The organism is Fervidicoccus sp. SLHALR4, assembly GCF_058692745.1.
The window spans coordinates 293,501-313,329 of the sequence record NZ_CP182483.1 but is presented as its reverse complement, the minus strand read 5'-3'; the positions used below and the strand labels follow the sequence as shown (position 1 = coordinate 313,329).

The following is a 19,829-nucleotide window of genomic DNA, read 5'->3' as shown; positions in this document are numbered from 1 at the left end:
CATATAGTGAAGAGCACGATTATGGCCACACTGGAGGCAGAAAAGAGGAACAGAGGAAAATTTGAGTTGGGCCTTCTCTTTCTCTTCACAGTTGCGTCGGTTGTAGCAGTTTTTCTAGCTCACACTGAGCATAAGTTGCCTGCCTCTAGGTAACCTAACATATCGGGCATGTCATCTTTCAGCCAATATAAATAACTCGAAGCATGCGGAGAGAAATACAAGGGGAAAAAGTCGGCAAGTGATGGAGTTTTGCCATTTTCCGGAATTTCAAGCAAGCTTTATAAAGGAGTTTCCGCACAGTTATGCGACAGGAAGCAATTAGAAAAGACTGAAAGTCTCGTCACAAAGGCTGGAACAGAGGAGTACTCCTTCACAATTGTGACCAATATTAAGACCGTGAAGAGGGGAGAGGTCAGGGCTGCAGCTGTGCTTCCTCCAGTTGCTTTCTACGGAGTTGTGAGTGAGGCGATGTATGTGAGCGATCCCCTGCCGCGCGAGCACAAAGGCAAGAGAGTGCCTAGCGATTTAACATACTTGAAGGATCTGGTGAACTCGGTAGACTCGATAGTCAGAGGGCTTAAGCATTAGGCTGCAGCTTTCCGCATTGAACTGTGCTTTGCTGTCCTTCGAAGGGTAGCTGAGCATGGAAGCATAGAGGAGGGGAGCTCGGGCAGAGTCCCGATTGAAAAGAAATGATCTGGATCAGATGGATGTGGAGGTGCATAATATGGAAGTGGAGCTGGTACCCACCTACCAGTTTGTCAAGTCTAAGTGCAGCATGAAGGGCAGCCCTGCAGACATGGCCTTCGGGAAGGCCCTCGATACAGCTCTATCGCAGCACAACTACTATCAGTCACTGACTTTAAGGCCACTCCTCAGGGAAGCGATGAGGTGCACCATGAAGGTTTTCGCGGATGAGCTGCGGAAGCAGGGAGTGGAGCTGTCGCGCTCGGAAAAAGTCGCTTATGCAGGGAGGGCATGGAGGATGCTCTCCTGCTGGAGGAAGAGCAAGTATGCGGAGCTGCTCAGGCCGCGAACTCACATCATACTTCTAGAGAAAAACGGAGCGCTATATGGAGTGTTCGCGCAGCCGGACTTCTGGAATGAGGTCGGTGTCTTCTACGAAGTCAAAAGCTACAATGTGGAGGAGGACGAGGATGCCGCGAGGTGCGTAAAGGAGCAGTGCAGGGTTTTCGCTCTGCTGGGAGAGCTCAAGCTTGTATACTTCACTAAGGATGCAAACGGCTACTACGCTCTCGTTGAAAAGCAGGTGGAGAAAGATCCAGGAGTGCTGGATGAGCTGTGGGAATACATATCATCGCTGGAAGAAGATCAGAGCACTCATGCTGAGCTGGATGAGCTGTTGAGATACTATCCCGTGGTGAAATACAGCTTCAATGCGGAGGAGAACAGATGGGACTTCTTGGGGTACGTTGAGCCGGATGAGGAAGAGATCCAAGAAGAATTTTATGAGGATGACTGGGAGTAAGGACTGGTTAAAAATTAGCATGACTGAGAGAGGAGCTAGAAGCATATGACAACATGCAGTAGCTTAAGATCCAGCTACTCTAAAAGCTGGTACTGGATAATAGTAGTATAGCAATTGCAAATTAATTAAATCAAATTAATTAAATAACATATTAACTGGTACAAAGTAATATTTATAAACATTGTATATCAACACACTTATTTGCAGAGTATGTTAATGAATTGTTGGAATAAAGTGTGGCATTCTGTACTTGCAGTACCTGGTAGAAAAGGTGGTTTAAATGACTGAGGTTATTTCTTCACGCGTTTCAGTGGACTATACCGTAGAAGATGCGATAGTGTACCTCCTAGAGATACTCGGAGGAAGCGTAAAAGGAGTAAAGAAGCTGATGAAGCTTATGTTCCTTTTACAATATGAACGTGAAGGTAACACTGTAGTAAAGTACCTCTATAAACATGAACCAGTCGCTAGAACCGAGTTCTTCATATGGAGCTATGGCCCACTATCCAACGAAGTATACGAGGTCATAGATGAAAAGCTCAAAATAGAAGACAGAGAAGTTCCGGTAACAATATCTCTATCTGGGTCATCACATGCTGAGCTACCTGGGCCCGTAAAAGAGCGGATTGAGTATGTTGCTAAAAAATATGGCGATATGATGGGGTATGAGCTGGAGAAGAAGGCGATGGAGCTGCTGGAGCTGGATGAGTATGCAAAAACGGAGTACATGGGCGTACTAATAGACAGCTACATTAAGGATGTATCTGGCAGGAAGAAGCTGGACCTGCACTTCGTAGACCTTGCTTATCAGCACTCCAGAGAATAAGTATCTTTCACTCGTTCAACAGCTCAGTAATAAACGCGTTATGCTTTCACCGGTAAAATATCAGAATTTCAGAGATATAGGTATCATAATTGTTTTCCATTTTTTAGGGCTTGCCTTTCGAAGTTATGCAGTTGCTAAAGGTATTTTCCACTTATCGCACCACTTTACTATGGAAGCATATATCGACTCATGTGCTTTCTTCCTACTGACCTTATTAATCTCTACTATATAGTAGGGCATCCTCGTATTTTTTGGTTTATTCAGCTCTAATAGAATACCTACTGGTACTGCACTACACTTCTCAAGTATTTTCCTCGGATTAGGATTTTCATCATACACTTCATCTATATTAGGAAATGGAGGGATGTTTTCGCTACTCTTTCTATATAGTTTAACCTCGATAAGCAGGAGAAAATTGTTTTTGACTGAGACAGCTACATCGTACCTGTTGCCCTTATTCAAGATGCAGCTCTCGCTTTTATTCATGATTACTGGATCTGGAACCACAGAATATTTCTTTTTGGTAAACGAATATGAAACTAGTGCGTTTCCCAATATGCCCATTCCCTGTTCGATCACCTTGTATCTCGTACACTCCTCATCTTCCTCGCAACGACTTATCATGGCATTTAATCCATACTTGCCCCACTGGATTATCTTCTTGTAAAAATCCAGAGTTATTGAGGTACGCTTGTACTCGACCCTAATGCCGCCTGCCTCTGTGAATTCTTTCACATAGTTGCTTACGCTATTCACTTCATCCATATAATGTGGTCCTCCACTACCTGGACTAGCGCATGCAAACGCCAGTTCAGTCCTCTATCATATTAATGGTTCTACATATATCTTCTAGAAATAGATTATTTAACTTTATGCTCTATTTCTTTCACGGTATTTCTTATAGGAATATGCTTAAGGAGGCCTAGGAGCGATTCATTCTTTGCTCTGAGTGATATTAACCGAGACCTACTTTTGACCAAGCGGTCCTCATTAATCTTGGCCGTTGATGACGGGCTCTGTTTATAGCGGGGTCATCCTTGCCTGGAGGCTCGTGAAGGAGTATAGTTATAGGGGAGGAGTTATTCTATTAAGACATCCTGTTACAAGCACTACGCTCTAGCGTTTGTTAGCATTGACCCGAGATCCCTCAATTTTCAGAAGACTAAGCATCGCAGACCTAGGGATATAATGCTTTTTGGCATATGAGGAAGTTTAAAATCGGCAAGACTAGAGTCCACTATTCCCAACATCACACGCTTCTCATAACGCATGCTTTAGTTTAAAATCAGCAAGACCAGAAGATGCTATGCGCAATCACTGAGCTTGGCTGCTGTGCTGAGTCTCTGCATGAGCAGCTATTGCAAGGAGGGCTGCTCCAACCAAAAGCAGGATCGCTCCTCCGACCGTTGCTGCTGGGAGGTTCAGCATTCCCCAAAAACGATGCAGAGCTTCGAGGAGGCTCCGCCCGATCATGCTGGCCGCAATCGCAGCGGCTCCCGCGAACACGAGAATGATTCCGAGGGCGAGCAGCGCAGCACGCCTCACCTCTCTCCTCTTCTCCCCAATGCTCTCGGGTCCGCTCTTAGATGCTTCTGCTTTCCCTCCATCTGCCTCCGGAGGCTTTTCGGGAGTCACGAAGCACCCAGCGAAGTAAAGCACAAATGCGGGAAAAGGAGCTGCGAACAGAAGCCCCACGAACACAAGCCTGATGAGAACCGGATCGACTCCGAAGTACTCTGCTAGGCCGCTGCAGAAGCCGCAGACTACTTTGTCCGTTCTGCTCCTGTATATCCTCTTCGGGCTTCCTCCCGACACTTCCGGATCTTCCTCCTCAGGTGATTCTGGAGCTCCAGATCCCTTCTCTATCCTCTTTTCCGCTATGTTTTTTTAAATCTTCATCTACATGCTACTGCGAGAGCTCTGCCAGCCTTCAGCATGAGGATATCGCGGAATCTGCTGCATAGGATACCAGCTCTTCCCAAAAGCTCTCCCCGTTTTTGATAGCAGAGGAATCGAAAAGCTGAAAGCGGAGTAGCACTGCTCTTCGAAAAGAATGAGAGGGAAAAAGGCTGAGGGAAATTCTGTAAATATTTATAATGAAAAAGGGGCCAAAATATTGGATCTGCGGATTGCCTGGTGGATGGATTGGTCGAAGCCGCTTTAGTTGAGAGGCTCGTGAAAAAATACGGCAGAGTTGAAGCGCTGCACGGCATATCATTCAGAATAGAGGAGGGGGAGTTCCTCGGCCTGCTCGGCCCCAACGGAGCTGGAAAGACGACGACTCTGAGGGCTCTGAGCGGCGCCCTCAGGATAACATCGGGCAGCGTCCGTGTTTTTGGCTGGGATGCTGTGAGTGAGGCAGAAAAGGTTAAGGAGGCAGTCGGGGTTGTTCCTGAGAGCCCTGCCCTCTTTCCCGAGCTCAGCGTTGAAGACAACCTCATCCTAACGGGGAGGCTCTACGGTTTGAGCACCACGGAGGCGAGAGAGTGGGCGAGGAGCGTTTCGGAAGAGCTTGGCCTGGAGGAGGTGATGAAGGGGAAGTACGGGGAGCTTTCAAGAGGGTTCAAGAGGAGGGCTGATGTGGCAGCAGCCATGATGCACTCCCCCAGGATGCTCATACTGGATGAGCCGACCTCGGGACTGGATGTCATGGCGGCAGTGAAGCTGAGGGAGTCTCTCAGGAAGCTGAACGAGAGCGGCACAACTATCGTTTTGGCAACTCACAACATCTCGGAGGCCATGAGCCTGGCGAAGAGGGTTGTGGTCCTGAACAGGGGGGAAGTGGTTGCAACAGGCACTCCTTCTTCGCTGAGGGAGAAATTGGGAGGGGAGGCTCTGGTTACAGTGATTCTTTCCAAGCCGAGCATGAAGCTCCTAGAGCTCGTCAGGGTGCACTACCCTTTCAGTACAATGAACGAGAGGGAGCTCAGGGTGAGCGCAGCGAACGCTGCGGAGGCCGTGAAGAGGGTGATGAAGCTGGCGGAAGCTGAAGGGATCGAGATATTGGACCTCTCAATAAAGGAGGCTTCTTGGGAAGATGTGTTTGCTAGGCTCCTGAGGGGGGCTGAGGAAAGAGCCCAGAGCTCCAGGGGAGGTGGGTGCGGGTGCGGATGCGGTGGCAGAGAGAGCTGAGAGCTGCTTTCATAATATTCATAAAGGACTTGAAGCAGTACTACGGCAAGGCCCCAACTCTGAGCTGGGGGCTGCTATTCCCCTTCACTCTTGTGGTGCTCCTGGGGATATTCGCGGGGGCCTTCGAGCCTTGGAGGATGGTTCCTGGTCTGCTTTCAATAGCCCTCCTATTCTCTGCTACAACGATGCCTCAGGTAGCGCTGGGATTCGACAAGATGAGCGGGGGGATAAGCAGGCTGATCTACGCTCCTCTTTCGAGCTCCGCAGTTGTTTTTGGGAAGGCCCTGGGAGGGGTTTTCTTCGGGATGGTTGGCGCGGGCATAGCTGTGGGAGTGCTGGTTTGGCTCAGCGGTCCGGTGCCCGTGATAAACCCCGCATTCCTTGCCGCAGGTTTGGTAATAGGAGCGCTCACGTTCTCCTTCCTCGGAGTGCTCTTCGCGGCAGCCCTTGAGCCAACTCAGGCTGTGGCAGCGCTGAACTTCGCGAGGTTCGCCATGATCTTCCTGGGAGGCGCTGTAATACCGAGGACGGTCATGCCATCTTTTCTGACCCCTCTTGTCTACTCGACGCCCCTGGTCTACACCACGGAGCTGATAAGGTACGGCGCTTACAACCTCTACGACTACACTGATCCCTACACAGCCCTCATAGCTGGGCTCATCTACATGACAGCTCTTGCCCTAATCTCATTCAGGCTGGTTCTGAGGCTGCTAACCCCCTAGCCTCTTCTCCCTCGTGGCTATGTATGTTATGGAGACAGCAGCAGCGGATGCAGCGAGCAGCGCAAGTATGAGGGTGTAGTTGATCCTCGGCCTGTAGCTCGTAGATCCGCTCTCTGTCGGCAGAGATGTTTCGGAGCCTGTCGCTGCTGTTTGGGTCTGCTGAGCGCTGGAAGTAGTGCTCGAGGCGGAAGAGGTGGAAGCCTCGGCCGTCGTTGAGGAGGATAGGGTTGTTGAAGTTGCATTTGCTTCGGCTTTCTCCGCAGGGATCCCCGCTATGCAGTAGAGCGTGTAGTCCCTGCTGCCGATGACTATCTCGGGGAGCCCGTCCCCATCAACATCTCCGACAGCAGGGGGGGCCATGAGGGGCTCTCCCGTTGTGAGGCGCCACTCGAGGGAGCTGTAGTAGCTCTCTGTTCCGTTGAGCTTCAGGATATCGAGCTCGCCATCGTATCTAGGCAGTAGAACCTCGTTGATCCCGTCCCCATCGACATCAGCAATTATGGGGGAGGCAACGGAGGAGACTCCCAGGTATGAGGCTTTGAGTCGGCCGTCCAGCGCATATATGAAGAGGCCCTGGTCGGTTGCGAGGACGATCTCCGGCTTTCCGTCCCCATCCACATCCCCTATGGATGGGCTGGACATGGCGGTTCCGTTGAAGCTAGACCTCCAGATCAAGCTAGATTTCGCGACGTCGACAGCGTAGAGCTCGTGCTCTCCAGCGATAAGCACATCTTCTTTTCCATCTCCGTTCAGGTCGTACAGGACAGGCCCCCCGTAGACCTCGCTGGGGAGCTCAATGCTCGTCAGCGAATAGTTTCCATTCGAGAACTTTATAACGTGGATGTAGTCCCCCTCCGAGACCACGATCTCTTGTTTTCCATCTCCATACACATCACCGGCAGTGGGAGGCTGAACTGCTCCAGTCCCAACCCTGATCTTGTAGAGCAGCTGCCCGTCCCCCCTCACCACATAGACCGTTCCGTCCAGCGCGTTCGCCACAATTTCAGGCCTCCCATCGCCATCCGCATCAAGCAGCAGGACGGTTGCTCTCTGGAAGCTTCCCGGGATGCTCCACTCCTCCTCCCCAGTAGCCCCGTTGATGCAGTGGAGCCTGCCGTCGTTCCCTCCCACTATCACATCAGGGATCCCGTCTCCATTCACATCGCCTACTGCTGCATTGACCAACCCCCCACCTGTCCTGTACTTCCAGAGGAGAGAGCCGTTTCCCATAAGGGCGTAGAGATAGCCGTCGCAGGATGAGAACACGATTTCATTGTCGCTGTCTCCATCGAGGTTGGCTATGACGGGGGAAGATGCTATGCACAGGCCTGCCTTGAAGGTCCACTTGACCTTGAAATCGATGTAGTAGTAGCGCGTCCCGCTCCATAGGTTCCCTGCATATCCAGTCCTGGCATTGTCGTGCTTGTAAGTTCCCCATATTATGCTGTGGGGAGGCTGCTGCGAGGCGAGAGCAGATGCTGGAAGGAGGAGAGAGAGGAGGACAATAGAGAGCAGGGCGAAAGCTGCTTTCCCGCTCAAAGTTCTCCACCGCTCGAAAGCTCTGCATTGCGGATGTTCAAGGGCAGGAGCCGGTCTGCGCGGCTCCTTTCCCGGAAGCTCGTGCACCCTCAGGCAGGGAGGAGGCTTGCTCTCGTTGCCTGAAGAGAGCACCCCTCGATTCACCATAATCTCAGCAGGCCGAGTATTTAAAGTAATGCCGCGGAGCTTTCTTTTGTGGATGTCCGATCCTTCAAGCAGTGGGAGGGCACGCTCTTAATGATGAAAGAAGATTTGTCCTTCCATTATGTGCATTTGCGTGGGAGGAGATGCGAAGGCATTCTGCTGCTTTCTGAGGCTCCAAGCAAGCTTTATAAAGGGCTTTCGGAGGATAGGGAAGAGCAAGGCTTTGGTGGTCCTCTTGGAGGCTTCTTTTGCAGTTCTCGGCAGGATCTATGCATCATTTTCCCCCCTGAGAGTTGTTTCGGGGATTCTCGTAAAAGAGGGAAGAGTCGCTTTCGCGGGGAGCTCTGAGGAAGCAGTGAGGCTGGCGAGGGAGCTGGGGGGAGAGGTACTGGACTTCAGGAAATACGCAGTGGTTCCAGGGTTCATAGACTCCCACATGCATCTCAACAGCCTGGGAATGAGCCTCATGACCCTGGATCTGAGGGGGGCGAAGTCGATAGAGGAGGTGAAGAGGAGGATCAGGCAGTTCAGGGACGAGGGAAGGGGGGAGAAGGTGATCATAGGGAGGGGGTGGGATCAGGAGCTCTTCGAGGAGAAGAGGTGGCCCTCGGCCTCGGACATTGATGAGGCCGCCGGCGGGATCCCTGCTGTTCTCGTCAGGGTCTGCGGCCACGCCGCCGTCCTGAGCTCATCTGCCCTGGAGATGCTGCTGAGGGAAGGGGTGGATCCCTCGTTGCTCCAGAGGGATGAAGCCGGAAAGCCTACGGGAGTGGTCTTCGAGGAAGCCGTCGGGAAGGCTCTTTCGCTCCTCTCGGGAGAGCTCGACAGGAGGGATCTTCTCAAGCGCGCCTCCCTCGAGGCAGCCAGGCATGGGGTGACAGCTGTCGGCTTCATGTCTGCGAAGCTCTCGGATCTAGAGGCCCTGGGGGAGCTGAGGGAGCACGAGGAGCTGAAGACCAGGGTTTTCGCTTATCTCGACCACGGTGAGCTGAAGAGCTTCAATGATCGCGGTTCCAGGAGGTATGGGGGGATGGCGGCGGTGAAGGGGATAAAGCTGTTCGCTGACGGCAGCTTCGGAGCGAGGACGGCCCTGCTCTCGGAGCCTTATGCAGATGCCCCTGAGACAAGGGGAGTTTCAGTCATGAGCGCGGAGGAGCTGTCCCACTGGATGAGGGCTGCAGCGGAGAGGAAACTCCAGGCAGCAGTCCACGCCATTGGAGATGCGGCCCTCGATGCAGTCCTCGAAGCCTTCAGCTCCTCCGGGGTAAGGGGGAGCATGGGGAGGGTTGAGCACGCTTCCCTCGCCCGGCCCGATCAGATAGAGAGGATGGCCTCCCTGGGCGTTGGTGCAGCTGTTCAGCCGCACTTCATAGTCTCAGACTGGTGGCTGGTAAGGAGGCTGGGGAGGGAGAGGGCGAGGTATGCCTACCCATTCAAATCCATGCTCAGGGCCGGCATAAGGCTTGGGTTCTCCACAGACTCCCCCGTGGAGCCGATAGATCCTTGGCTTACTGTTGAAGCTGCAGTGAGGAGGGGGGAGAGGGAGGGAGTGGAGCTCCACGAGATAACAAAGCACGAAAAGCTCAGCATAGAGGAAGCTCTCCACTGCTACACGAAGGGGTCCGCTGCGATAATGGGAGAGCGCAGCCTCGGGTCTCTGGAGGAGGGCAGCGAAGCGGACTTCCTGGTGCTGAGCAGAGACCCCCTTGCAGAAGAGGACCTGAGCTCTGTGGAGGTCCTCGAGACCTATGTAGGAGGGAGGAGGGTTTTCTCGAAGATCGGGGAGAAGGGCTGAAGGAAAGCTCAGCTCTGAAGAAAATTATATAATCTCCGCGGGCTTTCTTAATGATCAGCTATTTTCGACTTGCGTGGGCATCAAACTTAAAATAGCCGGAGTTGGTCCGCATGAGCTCTGAAACGGAGTTGGAGAAGATCGAGAAGCTGTTCAGGCCGAGAACGATAGCTGTTGTTGGAGCGAGCAGGAACCCCTCTAAGATAGGGGGGACGATCCTGAAGAACATCCTCGCCAACGGCTTCAGCGGGAAGGTCTATGCAGTGAATCCCGATGCCAAGGAGATAATGGGTGTGCCGAGCTACCCCAGCCTCCTCGATATTCCAGATGAAGTGGACCACGCGGTGATATCTGTCCCAGCAGACAAGGTTCCAGAAGTCGTTGAGGAGGCTGGAAGGAAGGGCGTGAAGGTGGTTTCGATAATAACCTCGGGGTTCAAGGAGACGGGGAGGGCAGATCTCGAGGAGAAAGTTGTTGAGATAGCGAGAAAGCACGGCGTGAGGATACTGGGCCCCAACATATTCGGAGTGGTCTACACCCCCACCAACCTCAACGCAACATTCGGGCCGGAGAAGGTTCTCAAGGGGAAGATAGCTTTCCTGACGCAGAGCGGAGCCCTAGGAATAGCGCTGATGGCCTGGACAGCAATGGAGGGCATAGGCCTCTCCTCCATAGTCAGCCTCGGCAACATGGCGGATCTGGATCCCGTTGACCTCGCCAAGTTCTTCGAGAGGGACGAGAACACAAAGGTCATAGCGATGTACCTGGAAGGCATATCCTCGGGGAAGGGGCAGAGCTTCCTCAGCGAGTTCAGGAAGGTGACCAGGAGCAAACCTGTAATCGCCCTGAAGGCTGGGAGGTCGGAGAGGGGGACGAAGGCCATAGCGAGCCACACGGGGAGCCTGGCCGGGAGCGATGCAACCTATGCTTCAGCATTCAAGCAGGCAGGTATACTGAGGGCCTCCGATGTCGAGCAGCTCTTTGACTGGGCCAAGATGATGGCAAGCGTTGACTCCTTCGAGCTGAGCGGTAAGGGGTTCGTGATAATAACGAACGGAGGGGGGATGGGGGTGATGGCGACGGATGCAGCAGAGGCCAACGGCCTGCCGCTGCTTGAAATGAGCGAGGAGCTCAAGCAGCAGTTCAGGAAGAGCATGCCCTGGTTCGGGTCACCGAACAACCCGATAGACCTGACGGGGCAGGCCTCGGCTGACAGCTACGAGGGAGCCATCAGGACGGCGCTGGAGAGCGATCAGATATCTGGAGCAGTCATCATGTACTGCGAAGTGGCATTCCTGGATCCCATTGAGCTCGCCAAGAGGATAGCCAAGACGCTGAAGGAGCACAACGTGAAGAAGAAGCCTGTGAACGTGGTCATGCTGGGAGGGGAGAGGACGAGGGAGGCAGCGAGGATGCTGGATGCTGAGGGGATACCGAGCTACCCAATTCCCGAGAGAGCAGTGTCATCGATGGCAGCTTTCTACAGATACGCCCTCTACAGGTCTGGGAAGACAGAGTCCCTCTGAAGCTGAAGCCCGCATTTCTTTTCAGATCCCGAAGAACTTTTTCACGTTGTCAACCGAGATCTTTTCGGCCTCCTCCTCGCTCAGCTCCCCGCTTTCTATGAGGGAGGAAAGGGATCTCGCTATGTCCCACGGATAAATGACCTTTCCCGGCCTGCTCGGGTCGTCTATGAAGTCGCTCTCGAGGAGGAGGAGTTCGGATCCCCTCTCTCTCAGCGCAGCGGAGATCACCTCCTTCCTCCCGAGGACTGTCGACCAGAGGCCCAGCTGCTCCGCCTCCTTCGAGACGGCTACAGTAGAGTGGTGGATGATGATTGAGTCCTTCTTCATGCCGAGCTTCTGCGCCAGCCTCGAGATGCTCTCCGCTGTGAATCCAGGGACCTGCTCGAGGTGGAGCTGCATTGGGCACCCGCTGTCCCTCGCGGCTTCGGCAGCGGCCTCGAGCACCTCCTGCGCAATGAGGGCCGAGTGCACAGGGACCTTGTAGTGCATCCTCCCAACTTCTCCTATGCCGTCTATCTCCCCGCTCCTGCAGGAGGACTCCAGCTTCTTCACCGCCGAGAGGGCGTAGCTTCTAACCTCTCCTGGGCTCTTCCCAAGCTCTATGAGCTTATCTATCTCGGCTGGGTGGAGGCCCGCAAAGCACCTCACCTCTAGGATCCTGGAGGATGCTGCTTCTCTGCAGTCCCTCGAGTGCAGCCTGACCAGCTCCTCGTACTTGTCTAGGTCGAAGAGCGGCTGGCCGAGGTAGTCCCAGGAAGGCAGCATTATGAAGGCTATGAACCACCCCCCTTCCTTCGCGAATGCCTCAGCTATCCTCCTCGCCCCCATCCCCTTCAGGGGGTTGGAGTGGGAGTGGGAGTCGGAGAAAATGGAGCGCTTCATTTCTTTCAGACTCCGCAGGAGGCCAGCTTGAACCTCTTGTGAGAGCTTGATACTACTCTCTTCCAGACCTGCTCAACCCTTTCCTTCGGGATTCCCAGGATGGATGAGGCCTCCTCTATCGGCTCCTGCCTGTCGACGAGGAGGTAGAGTATTCTGTCCAGCTCCTCGTAGCTCATCCCGAGCTCTCCCTCTGCGGTCTGCCCGGGCCAGAGGCCGGGGGAGCTCGGCTTTCCAGCTATCCTCTCGTCTATTCCAATCGCCCTCGCCATCTTCCTCACCTGGGTCTTGTAGAGGGAGATTATCGGGTATATGTCTCCAGCTCCGTCCCCCCACTTTGTGAAGTAGCCGAGCAGGAACTCGCTCCTGTCGCTCGTTGCCGCGACGAGGAGGTTCCTGGTGTTCGCGTAGAAGTAGAGGGATGCCATCCTCACCCTCGCCTTCACGTTCCCCTTCGCTGTTTTCTCCGCGCTATCGTAGCTGAAGCCGAACATCCTCAGTATAGATTCCACAGCATCGGTTATGTCGGCAACCAAGTACCTGATGCCGAGGCTCTCCGCCACAAACCTCGCATCCTCGAGGTCTGAGGGGGGAGTCTCTTTCTCGGGGAGGATGAGGCCGAAGACCCTGTCTCTCCCAACCCCCTTTACGAGGAGGTGGGCTGTGAGGGCCGAGTCGAGGCCTCCGCTTATCCCCAAAACGTACCCTTCTTTTCCAGATGAGATGAGGTAGTCGGCCGCACACTTCGCTATCTTCTCGGCTCCTGCTGCGTAGTCGATGTCTGGAGGGTATGAGCTCATCTTCCGCTCTCTCCACCTGCTCATTCTCCATCTGCAAAAGATAAAATTATCGCTTCAGTGAACAGAGAGCTGGTGGTGCTCAGGCTTGAAGATCTCGGTCGCGATCTCCGCATTCAGCTCGGAGCCCTCAGGGGAGCACAGAGAGAAAGCATTGAAGTTCCTCGAGGAGTTCGATGCTGCCATGGAGGGGAAGGTCTCGTTCTACCTGCTCGGGGGCTACAGAGGCCTCATGAAGCATGCAGCTGACCTCCTGCTCTCCAGGAAGAGGAGCGTCGCAATGGTCCTTCCCCTTGAGTACGAGGAGGAGGGAATCCCGGAGGAAGTCCTGAAGATAAGGGCTGGGACAACGTTCACCAACAGGAACGTGATCATGGTGAGGTCTGGGGACATGCTCCTCTGCCTCGGAGGAGGCCTCGGCTCAGCGACGGAGATATTCAATGCGCTCTCAATGGGGAAGCTCGCAGTCGTGCTGAGGGGGGCGGGCCTCCTCACCGATGCCTTCGAGAGGGCCCTGGGAGAAGGGGAGGTCGATCCGAGGAAGGGCGGCGTGCTTAAGTATGCAGAGAAGGGGGAAGAGGCAGCCAGGGCAGCTGAGGAGCACCTGCTCAGGAAGAAGCGCTCCTAGATAACCAAATATACTCCTGTTTCACAGAAGGGAAGCGCGGAGTGGTGGGAAAATTGCCTCTGCTTTCTCTTTCGAGGGAAGAGGCCTCGAGGATGCTGCTCGAGGGGAGGATAACGATCTCTGTCTTCGGCCTGGGAAAGATGGGCCTTCCTTTAGCCCTAGTATTTGCGGACAGGGGGGCGATGGTCATAGGCGTTGACGTGAACGAGGAGCTGGTCTCAAAGCTCATGAGGGGGGAGAACCCCTATCCATTTGAGCCCCAGATAGACGAGATGCTCAGGAGGTCTCTTGAGAATGGGAGGTTCACTGCTACAGCGGATGGAGCATGGGCTGCTTCGCAGAGCGATCTCTCCATAATAATAGTCCCTGTCTACGCCTCGAGGAGGGGGGTGGAGCTGAGGAGCATGGATGAGGCTGTGGAGCAGGTTGGAAGGGGGCTGAGGAGGGGATCCATAGTTGTCACTGAAACCACGCTGCCTCCCGGAACCACGGAGAGCTACATCCCCAGGCTTGAAGCTCTCTCGGGCCTGAAAGCTGGGGAGGAGTTCGGAGTCGCCCACGCTCCTGAGAGGACGATGAGCGGGAGGGTGGTGAAGGACATAACGGAGAGCTACCCGAAGATCATTGGGGCGATCGACAGGAAAACGCTGGAGCCGCTCATTGGGATATACAGCGCAGTGAACAGGAAGGGGGTCATACCGGTTTCGAGCATAAGGGCGGCAGAGGCAGTGAAGGTGTTCGAAGGCGTCTACAGAGATGTCAACATAGCCCTGGCCAACGAGCTGGCGATGATCTCTGAGAGGCTTGGGCTCAACGCTGCAGAGATAATAGAGGCGGCGAACTCCCAGCCCTACAGCCACATCCACAGGCCTGGGGCTGGGGTCGGAGGTCATTGCATCCCCGTCTACCCCTGGTTCCTCATAAACCAGTTCCCCGAGCTGGCCAGGCTGATAAGGCTCTCAAGGGAGATAAACGAGATGATGCCCCTGCACATGGTTGAGCTCACGCTGAGGGCCCTGAACGCTGCAGGGAGGGCAATGAAGGGGTCGAGGCTCGTGGTCCTGGGCCTGAGCTACAGGGGGGACGTGAAGGAGCACGTTAACTCCCCCTCGATCCCCCTTGCGCAGGAGCTCATGGAGTGGGGGAGCAGAGTTGAGGTCATGGATCCCTACTACAGCAGCGCTGAAATAGAGAGGTTCGGCCTCGAGCCCTTCAGAGGAAGCTTCGAGGGTGCCGATGCCCTCATCGTTGCTGCGGATCACAGGATGTTCAGGGAGCTCGATCTCGCGAAGCTGAGGGAAGAGATGAGGACCCCAGTCATAGTGGACGGGAGGCACATATTCCTCGGGAGGAAGGAGGCTGAGCTCTTCTACTACATAGCCCCAGGAATACCTCTGAGGGAGCCCTCTGCGGGGAGGGGGTGAAGACCTTGGACCCCCTCAGAGATCTGAGGAGCTACCTGGAGTGGCTGGAGAAGAGGGGGGAGCTCGCTAGGATCGAGGACCCCCTCTCTCCCGAGCTCGAAATACCGTCTCTCCTGAGGAAGGTCATGTACTCAGGAGGCCCAGCTGTCCTCCTCACCAACATCAAGGGGTTCGAGGGATGGAGGGTTGCGGGGAACTTGTTCCTCTCCCTCCGGACGGTGAGGGAGGCCCTCTCAGTCGAGAGGCTCGAGGAGATAGGGGAGAGGTTCATTCCTGAGGCCCTCATCCAGCCTCCCCATGCTCTATCGGAGAAGGTTAAGGCTGCGGGGGAGCTGCTGAGGCTCTCGAAGTACCTCCCCTCGAGGACTTCTAAGGCTCCATTTCTGGAGAACTTCCTAGATGGGAGCAGAGATCCGCTGAACAGGATCCCGTTCTTCAAGACCTGGCCCAAGGACGGGGGGAGGTACGCTACCTTCCCCATGGTTATCACCAGGGATCCGGAGAGGGGGGTTGTCAACATGGGTGTCTACAGGATCATGATCCTCGATGGGAGGAGAGGGGTGCTGCACTGGCAGATCCACAAGAGGGGGGCTCTCGCCCAAGCAGCTGCGCTGGAGAGGGGAGCTGAGGAGATCCCCGTGGCAGTTGCTATGGGGAGCGATCCAGGCACCATGCTCGCCTCCGTCTCCCCGGTCCCCTACCCCATCGACAAGGTCCTCTTCGCTGGAGCTGTGAGGGGAAGGGGGGTTGAGCTGCTCGAGCTCCCAAACGGGATCCCTGTCCCTTCAAACGCTGAGGTCGTGATTGAGGGGAGGGCGAAGCTGAGGGAGCTCTCGAGCGAGGGGCCATTTGGGGATCACTGGGGTTACTACGACAAACCGAGCGAGAAGTACCCTGTCCTCGAAGTAGACAGGGTTTACTTCAGGAGCGACCCAATATACTACGGGAGCGTTACCGGGATTCCCCCACTGGAAGATGCGGTGATGGGGAAGGCGGTCGAGAGGATCTTCAAGCCGCTGCTGAAGCTCCTGCTGCCCGAGATCGTGGAGCTGAACTACCCTCCGGAGGGGGTCTTCCAGGGAATGCTCATAGTTTCCATCAGGAAGAGGTACCCTGGACACGCCAAGAAGGTGATCTCAGCCTTATGGGGTCTGGGGCAGAGCTCCCTCACCAAGATCATAGTTGTCGTCGACCACGACATAGATCCCGGGGATGTTGGAAAGGTCATATGGGCCGTCTCCTCGAACGTCAACCCTGAGAGGGATGTCGTCATACTGGAGGGGAGCCACAGCGATGCCCTCGACCCTTCTAACACCAACCGCTCATTCGGAAGCAAGCTGGGCATAGATGCAACTAGGAAGCTGCCCGAGGAGAGGGAGGGAAGAGAGTGGCCTGAAATCCTCGAAGAGGACGGAGAGGTCCTCAGGAGGATAGAGGCTGTGCTCTCAAAGCTTCCAAGCATCTGGAAGGGGGCAGAAAGGTTCCGTGAGTAGCTGGGATCCCGGGAGGGTTTCGAGGAGGAGCAGGCTTGAAGCAGCGCTGAGGCTCATAAGGATCGAGCACACGCTGTTCAGCCTGCCCTTCGCATATGTTGGGATGGTCCTCTCGGGCTATCCATACACAGCGAAGACTGTTGCACTTGCAACCCTTGCGGTCTTCGGTTTGCGCAGCGCAGGGATGGCCTTCAACAACATAGCTGACCTGGAGATAGACAGGAGGAATCCGAGGACTGCAGGGAGGCCCCTCGTAGTTGGGGCCCTGAGCTTGAGGGATGCCTGGGTCATTGTACTTGCAGGATCCCTGCTCTACTTCCTCTCCGCATTCCTGCTGAATGCATATGCTTTTGCCCTCTCTCCCCTTCTCTATGCTGTGGCCATGAGCTACCCCTATGCTAAGAGGCTCCACCCATTCCCCCACATCCATTTGGGGCTGAGCCTAGGCCTCGTTGTGTTCGGGGGTGCCATAGCTGCCTCGGGGGGCTGGGTCAGATCCCTCTTCGAAGCGCTCAGGAGCGTCCCGTGGCTCTACCTAGGGGGCGTCACATTCTGGGTTGCGGGGTTCGACACGCTGTACAGTATAATGGATGTCGAGTACGACAGGAAGGAGAAGCTGGGGAGCATACCCAGCAGGTTTGGAGTTGGAGGAGCTCTGGCCTTCTCCTCGGCCTTCTACTCCTTAGCTTTTGCTCTCTTCACGGCAGCTGTTTATGCATACAGGCTGGGCGCGGCATCCCTCATCTCGGCTGCAGCCTCTGGGGCGATTATGGCTGTGCAGGAAGCGATGGCCGCGAGGAGCTTGAAAAACATACCGAAGGCCTTCAACATGAACCTGGCGCTCGGGATATTGGTAAGCGCTGGGGTGCTGATAGATGCAGCTCTGAAAGTCCTTCTCTGAGCAGTATATAGAAAGAAAAATTTACCTTTCTTGTGAAATGCGCGGTGGGGTGTGGAAATGAACAGGACAGCCCTCGCAGTTCTCCTGATCTCTGCTGCAGTTATTGCTGCTGCACTTGCAGCCTATCATCTTTCGGCTGGGAGCGGAGGAAGCATGTTGATAAGGGCTGGAACGCTCCAGGGAGGCATAAGCACACTGGACGAGATGCAGTACTTCAACCTGAGCTCCAAGGAGGGAGTTAATCTCCAGGTCTACAGGTTTGAAAAGACGACCGACATACTTGCGGCGATCGAGAGGGGGGATATAGACGTTGCCGTCATACCAACTGAGATGGCAGCGAAGCTCATCCAGAGCGGGATCCCAGTGAAGATAATTGCTCCGGAGATGCTGCAGAACCAGGCCGTCCTGAGCAGGGGGGATGTGGCATCGCTGCAGCAGCTGAGGGGGAAGAGCGTGATCTCCCTCCTCTCGACGGGGAGCTACATGATGTTCAAGGCCTACATGAAGATTATATACAACATGACCGTCTCCGACTCCCAGCAGGGTGGCGGTGATGTTATTGGCATCAACTCTCCGCCTGGGGCCATCCTAGATGCCCTCTCCAGGGGAGACGGCGCTGCTGCTGTGGTCTGGGAGCCCTTCGTTTCGATTGGGGTGGAGGGATACAACTTCACTGTTCTAGCCACATTCCAGCAGCTGTGGAGGGATTCCAGCTCTTCCGGCCTCCCCGTTATGCTGGTCTGGGTCGCTTCCCAGAACTTCACAGCCGATCCGAAGAAGGTCAGCGCTTTCCTCTCGATGAGGGAAGATGCGGTGAAGATGTGGAGCAGCAGCTCCGCCTCTATTGAGAAGATGCTGGAAGACCTCTACGGCTTGAACGAGAAAGAGGCATCCTACCTTTACAGCAGGGTCACCATCCTCGACAACAGCTTGAACTCCACGGTAAGGGAGGGGATAAGGAGCGCGTGGGCTCTCGCCTGGAGGGGAGGCTACCTCTCCCAGGATCCCTCTGGCATAGGTGATCAGGCATTCTACAGCGCAAGCTGAGCCTGCTGGGCTGGATCTACCTCTCTGTAGCAGTGCTGCTCTCCTGGGCCCTCCTGCTCAGGCTCTTCCCGAGATCGATCCCGGGCCCTGGTGAGGTTGCACTGTATTTCGAGAGCGCTGGTCTCGGCGCAGTTCTCACCAATGTTGGGAAGACTCTTTTCAACACAGCTATGGGATACCTGCTCTCCCTCCTCCTCACAGTCTTTTCACTCATCCTCTACTACTCAAGCAGCCAACTTGCGGCCTTCATAGAGGCCCTCAACACGTTCATCCAGAGCGTCTCCGCCCTCGTCTGGGCGCTCATATTCCTCCTCATATACGGCCTCACGAGCTCAGCTCCCCCGATCTCCGTAGTCGCAGCGACCTCCTACCCAATCCTCCTCACCCTCGCTCTCAGCGGATCCAAGATGGTTCTGGAGAAGTACGGAGATGTTGCCAAGGTCATGGGGGCAAAGAGAGCTCAACTGCTCAAGTACTTCATCCTGCCTGGATCGCTCCCCTACATAGTGAGCGGCAGCAGGGCGGCTGTGGGGAGCGCTCTGAGGATAAGCGTCGTTGCGGAGGCCTTCGGCAGCAGCGGGGGAGTTGGGTACATGCTGGTCTACTGCTACGACCTGGGGAACAAGGGGGGAGTCTTCGCATGGAGCATTATGCTCATTGCCCTGATGATGCTGCTCGATCTCGCTGTGCTGAGGCGCTTGGAGAGGTGGTCGATGAGTTGGATGAGCTAGTAATCGTAGAGGATCTGAGGAAGAGCTTCAATGGGTATCCGGTCATAGAGGGAATAAGCTTCACCCTCAGGAGGGGGGAGTGCCTCGGCATAGTCGGTCCCAACGGTGCCGGGAAGAGCACGCTGCTCAGGATAATCGCTGGGATAATAGAGCAGGACTCAGGCAGAGTTGAGGTGAGGGGGAGGATAGGGTACACCCCGCAGGAGAACATGCTGCTGCCCTGGTTCAGCCTGAGGGAAAACATCCTGCTCGCAGCCAGGCTCTCAGGGATGGATGACGGCGAGTCGAGGTCGAGGCTCGAGTCCCTCGCTTCCCTCCTCGGAATAGAGGAGCACCTGGACAAGAGGATAAGGGAGGTCAGCGGCGGCACGGCGAGGAAGGCTGCGCTGGCACGGTCGCTGATAACTTCTCCAGACGTCCTCCTCCTCGATGAGCCGTATACCGGGCTGGACGTGAGCTCGATAAGATCCCTCCACGGAGCTCTCAAGCGGCTTAGGGAAGAGAGGAGGATGGGCATGCTCATAGTCTCCCACCAGCTCGGAGAGCTCAGGGAGATAAGCGACAGAGCTCTGGTGCTCAGCCACAGGCCGGCGAGGGTGGTCAGGGAGATAAGCTGGAAAGATAGAGATATATCACCGGAAGACATCTTCTGATTCATGGGCGGGGGTGCCCGAGCTGGACGAAGGGGGCGGACTTAAGATCCGTTGGCGAAGGCCTGCGTGGGTTCAAATCCCACCCCCCGCACCAGCTTACTTCTCT

The 19,829-nt window shown here is 55.1% G+C and carries 18 protein-coding genes, 1 tRNA gene and 1 pseudogene; 15 read left to right on the top strand and 5 right to left on the bottom strand.

Features of this window, described 5'->3' with window-relative positions:
• Positions 1 to 249: 249 nt before the first annotated feature.
• From ACLGLO_RS01635 to ACLGLO_RS01625, 3 genes are all read left to right on the top strand, one after another.
• Positions 250 to 588 carry a hypothetical protein gene (locus ACLGLO_RS01635; protein ID WP_492128669.1) on the top strand — a complete coding sequence of 113 codons (339 nt, stop codon included), beginning with the start codon at positions 250 to 252 and terminating at the stop codon, positions 586 to 588.
• Positions 589 to 727: 139 nt separating this feature from the next.
• Positions 728 to 1,489 (top strand): hypothetical protein, encoded by a 762-nt coding sequence (locus ACLGLO_RS01630; protein ID WP_492128668.1) that lies wholly within the window; start codon positions 728 to 730, stop codon positions 1,487 to 1,489.
• 280 nt (positions 1,490 to 1,769) lie between these two features.
• Positions 1,770 to 2,315 (top strand): Panacea domain-containing protein, encoded by a 546-nt coding sequence (locus ACLGLO_RS01625; protein ID WP_492128667.1) that lies wholly within the window; start codon positions 1,770 to 1,772, stop codon positions 2,313 to 2,315.
• Positions 2,316 to 2,438: 123 nt separating this feature from the next.
• Here the strand turns inward: ACLGLO_RS01625 and ACLGLO_RS01620 are convergent, their stop codons facing one another.
• Positions 2,439 to 3,080, bottom strand: a complete 642-nt coding sequence (locus ACLGLO_RS01620) for a hypothetical protein (RefSeq protein ID WP_492128666.1) — start codon at positions 3,078 to 3,080, stop codon at positions 2,439 to 2,441.
• A gap of 549 nt (positions 3,081 to 3,629) precedes the next feature.
• Positions 3,630 to 4,130 carry a PspC domain-containing protein gene (locus ACLGLO_RS01615; protein WP_492128665.1) on the bottom strand — a complete coding sequence of 167 codons (501 nt, stop codon included), beginning with the start codon at positions 4,128 to 4,130 and terminating at the stop codon, positions 3,630 to 3,632.
• Between the two features lie 399 nt (positions 4,131 to 4,529).
• Here ACLGLO_RS01615 and ACLGLO_RS01610 point away from each other — a divergent pair.
• A pseudogene (locus ACLGLO_RS01610) lies at positions 4,530 to 5,447 on the top strand (ABC transporter ATP-binding protein); the annotation flags it as partial.
• The gene (locus ACLGLO_RS01605) at positions 5,426 to 6,169 is read left to right on the top strand and encodes an ABC transporter permease (RefSeq protein WP_492129107.1); all 744 of its coding nucleotides are present in this window, start codon (positions 5,426 to 5,428) and stop codon (positions 6,167 to 6,169) included. The pseudogene ACLGLO_RS01610 and the gene ACLGLO_RS01605, both read left to right, overlap by 22 nt.
• On the opposite strand, the gene ACLGLO_RS01600 is transcribed toward ACLGLO_RS01605, so the two are convergent.
• Positions 6,158 to 7,708: an FG-GAP-like repeat-containing protein gene (locus ACLGLO_RS01600; protein WP_492128664.1), complete on the bottom strand. Its 1,551-nt coding sequence runs from the start codon at positions 7,706 to 7,708 to the stop codon at positions 6,158 to 6,160. The genes ACLGLO_RS01605 and ACLGLO_RS01600 overlap by 12 nt on opposite strands.
• A 370-nt stretch (positions 7,709 to 8,078) precedes the next feature.
• On the opposite strand from ACLGLO_RS01600, the gene ACLGLO_RS01595 reads away from it, so the two are divergent.
• The gene (locus ACLGLO_RS01595) at positions 8,079 to 9,647 is read left to right on the top strand and encodes an amidohydrolase (RefSeq protein ID WP_492129106.1); all 1,569 of its coding nucleotides are present in this window, start codon (positions 8,079 to 8,081) and stop codon (positions 9,645 to 9,647) included.
• A 110-nt stretch (positions 9,648 to 9,757) separates the two neighbouring features.
• Entirely contained in the window at positions 9,758 to 11,170 is a 1,413-nt protein-coding gene (locus tag ACLGLO_RS01590; RefSeq protein WP_492128663.1) for an acetate--CoA ligase family protein, read from the top strand.
• A gap of 21 nt (positions 11,171 to 11,191) precedes the next feature.
• Here ACLGLO_RS01590 and ACLGLO_RS01585 read toward each other — a convergent pair whose 3' ends face one another.
• Positions 11,192 to 12,052 (bottom strand): TatD family hydrolase, encoded by an 861-nt coding sequence (locus tag ACLGLO_RS01585; RefSeq protein ID WP_492128662.1) that lies wholly within the window; start codon positions 12,050 to 12,052, stop codon positions 11,192 to 11,194.
• A 5-nt stretch (positions 12,053 to 12,057) separates the two neighbouring features.
• A complete protein-coding gene (locus ACLGLO_RS01580; protein ID WP_492128661.1) occupies positions 12,058 to 12,873 on the bottom strand; it encodes an NAD+ synthase in 816 nt (271 codons plus the stop codon).
• A gap of 61 nt (positions 12,874 to 12,934) precedes the next feature.
• On the opposite strand from ACLGLO_RS01580, the gene ACLGLO_RS01575 reads away from it, so the two are divergent.
• The 8 genes from ACLGLO_RS01575 to ACLGLO_RS01540 all read left to right on the top strand — a co-directional run bounded on the left by ACLGLO_RS01575 (position 12,935) and on the right by ACLGLO_RS01540 (position 19,817).
• Positions 12,935 to 13,474, top strand: coding sequence for an SLOG cluster 4 domain-containing protein (locus ACLGLO_RS01575; RefSeq protein WP_492128660.1), 540 nt, complete (start codon positions 12,935 to 12,937; stop codon positions 13,472 to 13,474).
• A 53-nt stretch (positions 13,475 to 13,527) separates the two neighbouring features.
• Positions 13,528 to 14,898 carry a nucleotide sugar dehydrogenase gene (locus ACLGLO_RS01570; RefSeq protein WP_492128659.1) on the top strand — a complete coding sequence of 457 codons (1,371 nt, stop codon included), beginning with the start codon at positions 13,528 to 13,530 and terminating at the stop codon, positions 14,896 to 14,898.
• Positions 14,895 to 16,391, top strand: a complete 1,497-nt coding sequence (locus ACLGLO_RS01565) for a UbiD family decarboxylase (protein WP_492128658.1) — start codon at positions 14,895 to 14,897, stop codon at positions 16,389 to 16,391. The genes ACLGLO_RS01570 and ACLGLO_RS01565 overlap by 4 nt, the downstream gene beginning before the upstream one ends.
• Positions 16,384 to 17,292: a UbiA-like polyprenyltransferase gene (locus ACLGLO_RS01560; RefSeq protein WP_492128657.1), complete on the top strand. Its 909-nt coding sequence runs from the start codon at positions 16,384 to 16,386 to the stop codon at positions 17,290 to 17,292. Before ACLGLO_RS01565 ends, ACLGLO_RS01560 begins: the two co-directional genes overlap by 8 nt.
• Positions 17,293 to 17,349: 57 nt before the next feature.
• Positions 17,350 to 18,339, top strand: a complete 990-nt coding sequence (locus ACLGLO_RS01555) for an ABC transporter substrate-binding protein (protein ID WP_492128656.1) — start codon at positions 17,350 to 17,352, stop codon at positions 18,337 to 18,339.
• Between the two features lie 32 nt (positions 18,340 to 18,371).
• Positions 18,372 to 19,070: an ABC transporter permease gene (locus ACLGLO_RS01550; protein ID WP_492128655.1), complete on the top strand. Its 699-nt coding sequence runs from the start codon at positions 18,372 to 18,374 to the stop codon at positions 19,068 to 19,070.
• Positions 19,058 to 19,723, top strand: a complete 666-nt coding sequence (locus ACLGLO_RS01545; protein WP_492128654.1) for an ABC transporter ATP-binding protein — start codon at positions 19,058 to 19,060, stop codon at positions 19,721 to 19,723. Before ACLGLO_RS01550 ends, ACLGLO_RS01545 begins: the two co-directional genes overlap by 13 nt.
• A gap of 7 nt (positions 19,724 to 19,730) precedes the next feature.
• Positions 19,731 to 19,817 (top strand) — tRNA-Leu (locus ACLGLO_RS01540).
• Positions 19,818 to 19,829 lie beyond the last annotated feature (12 nt).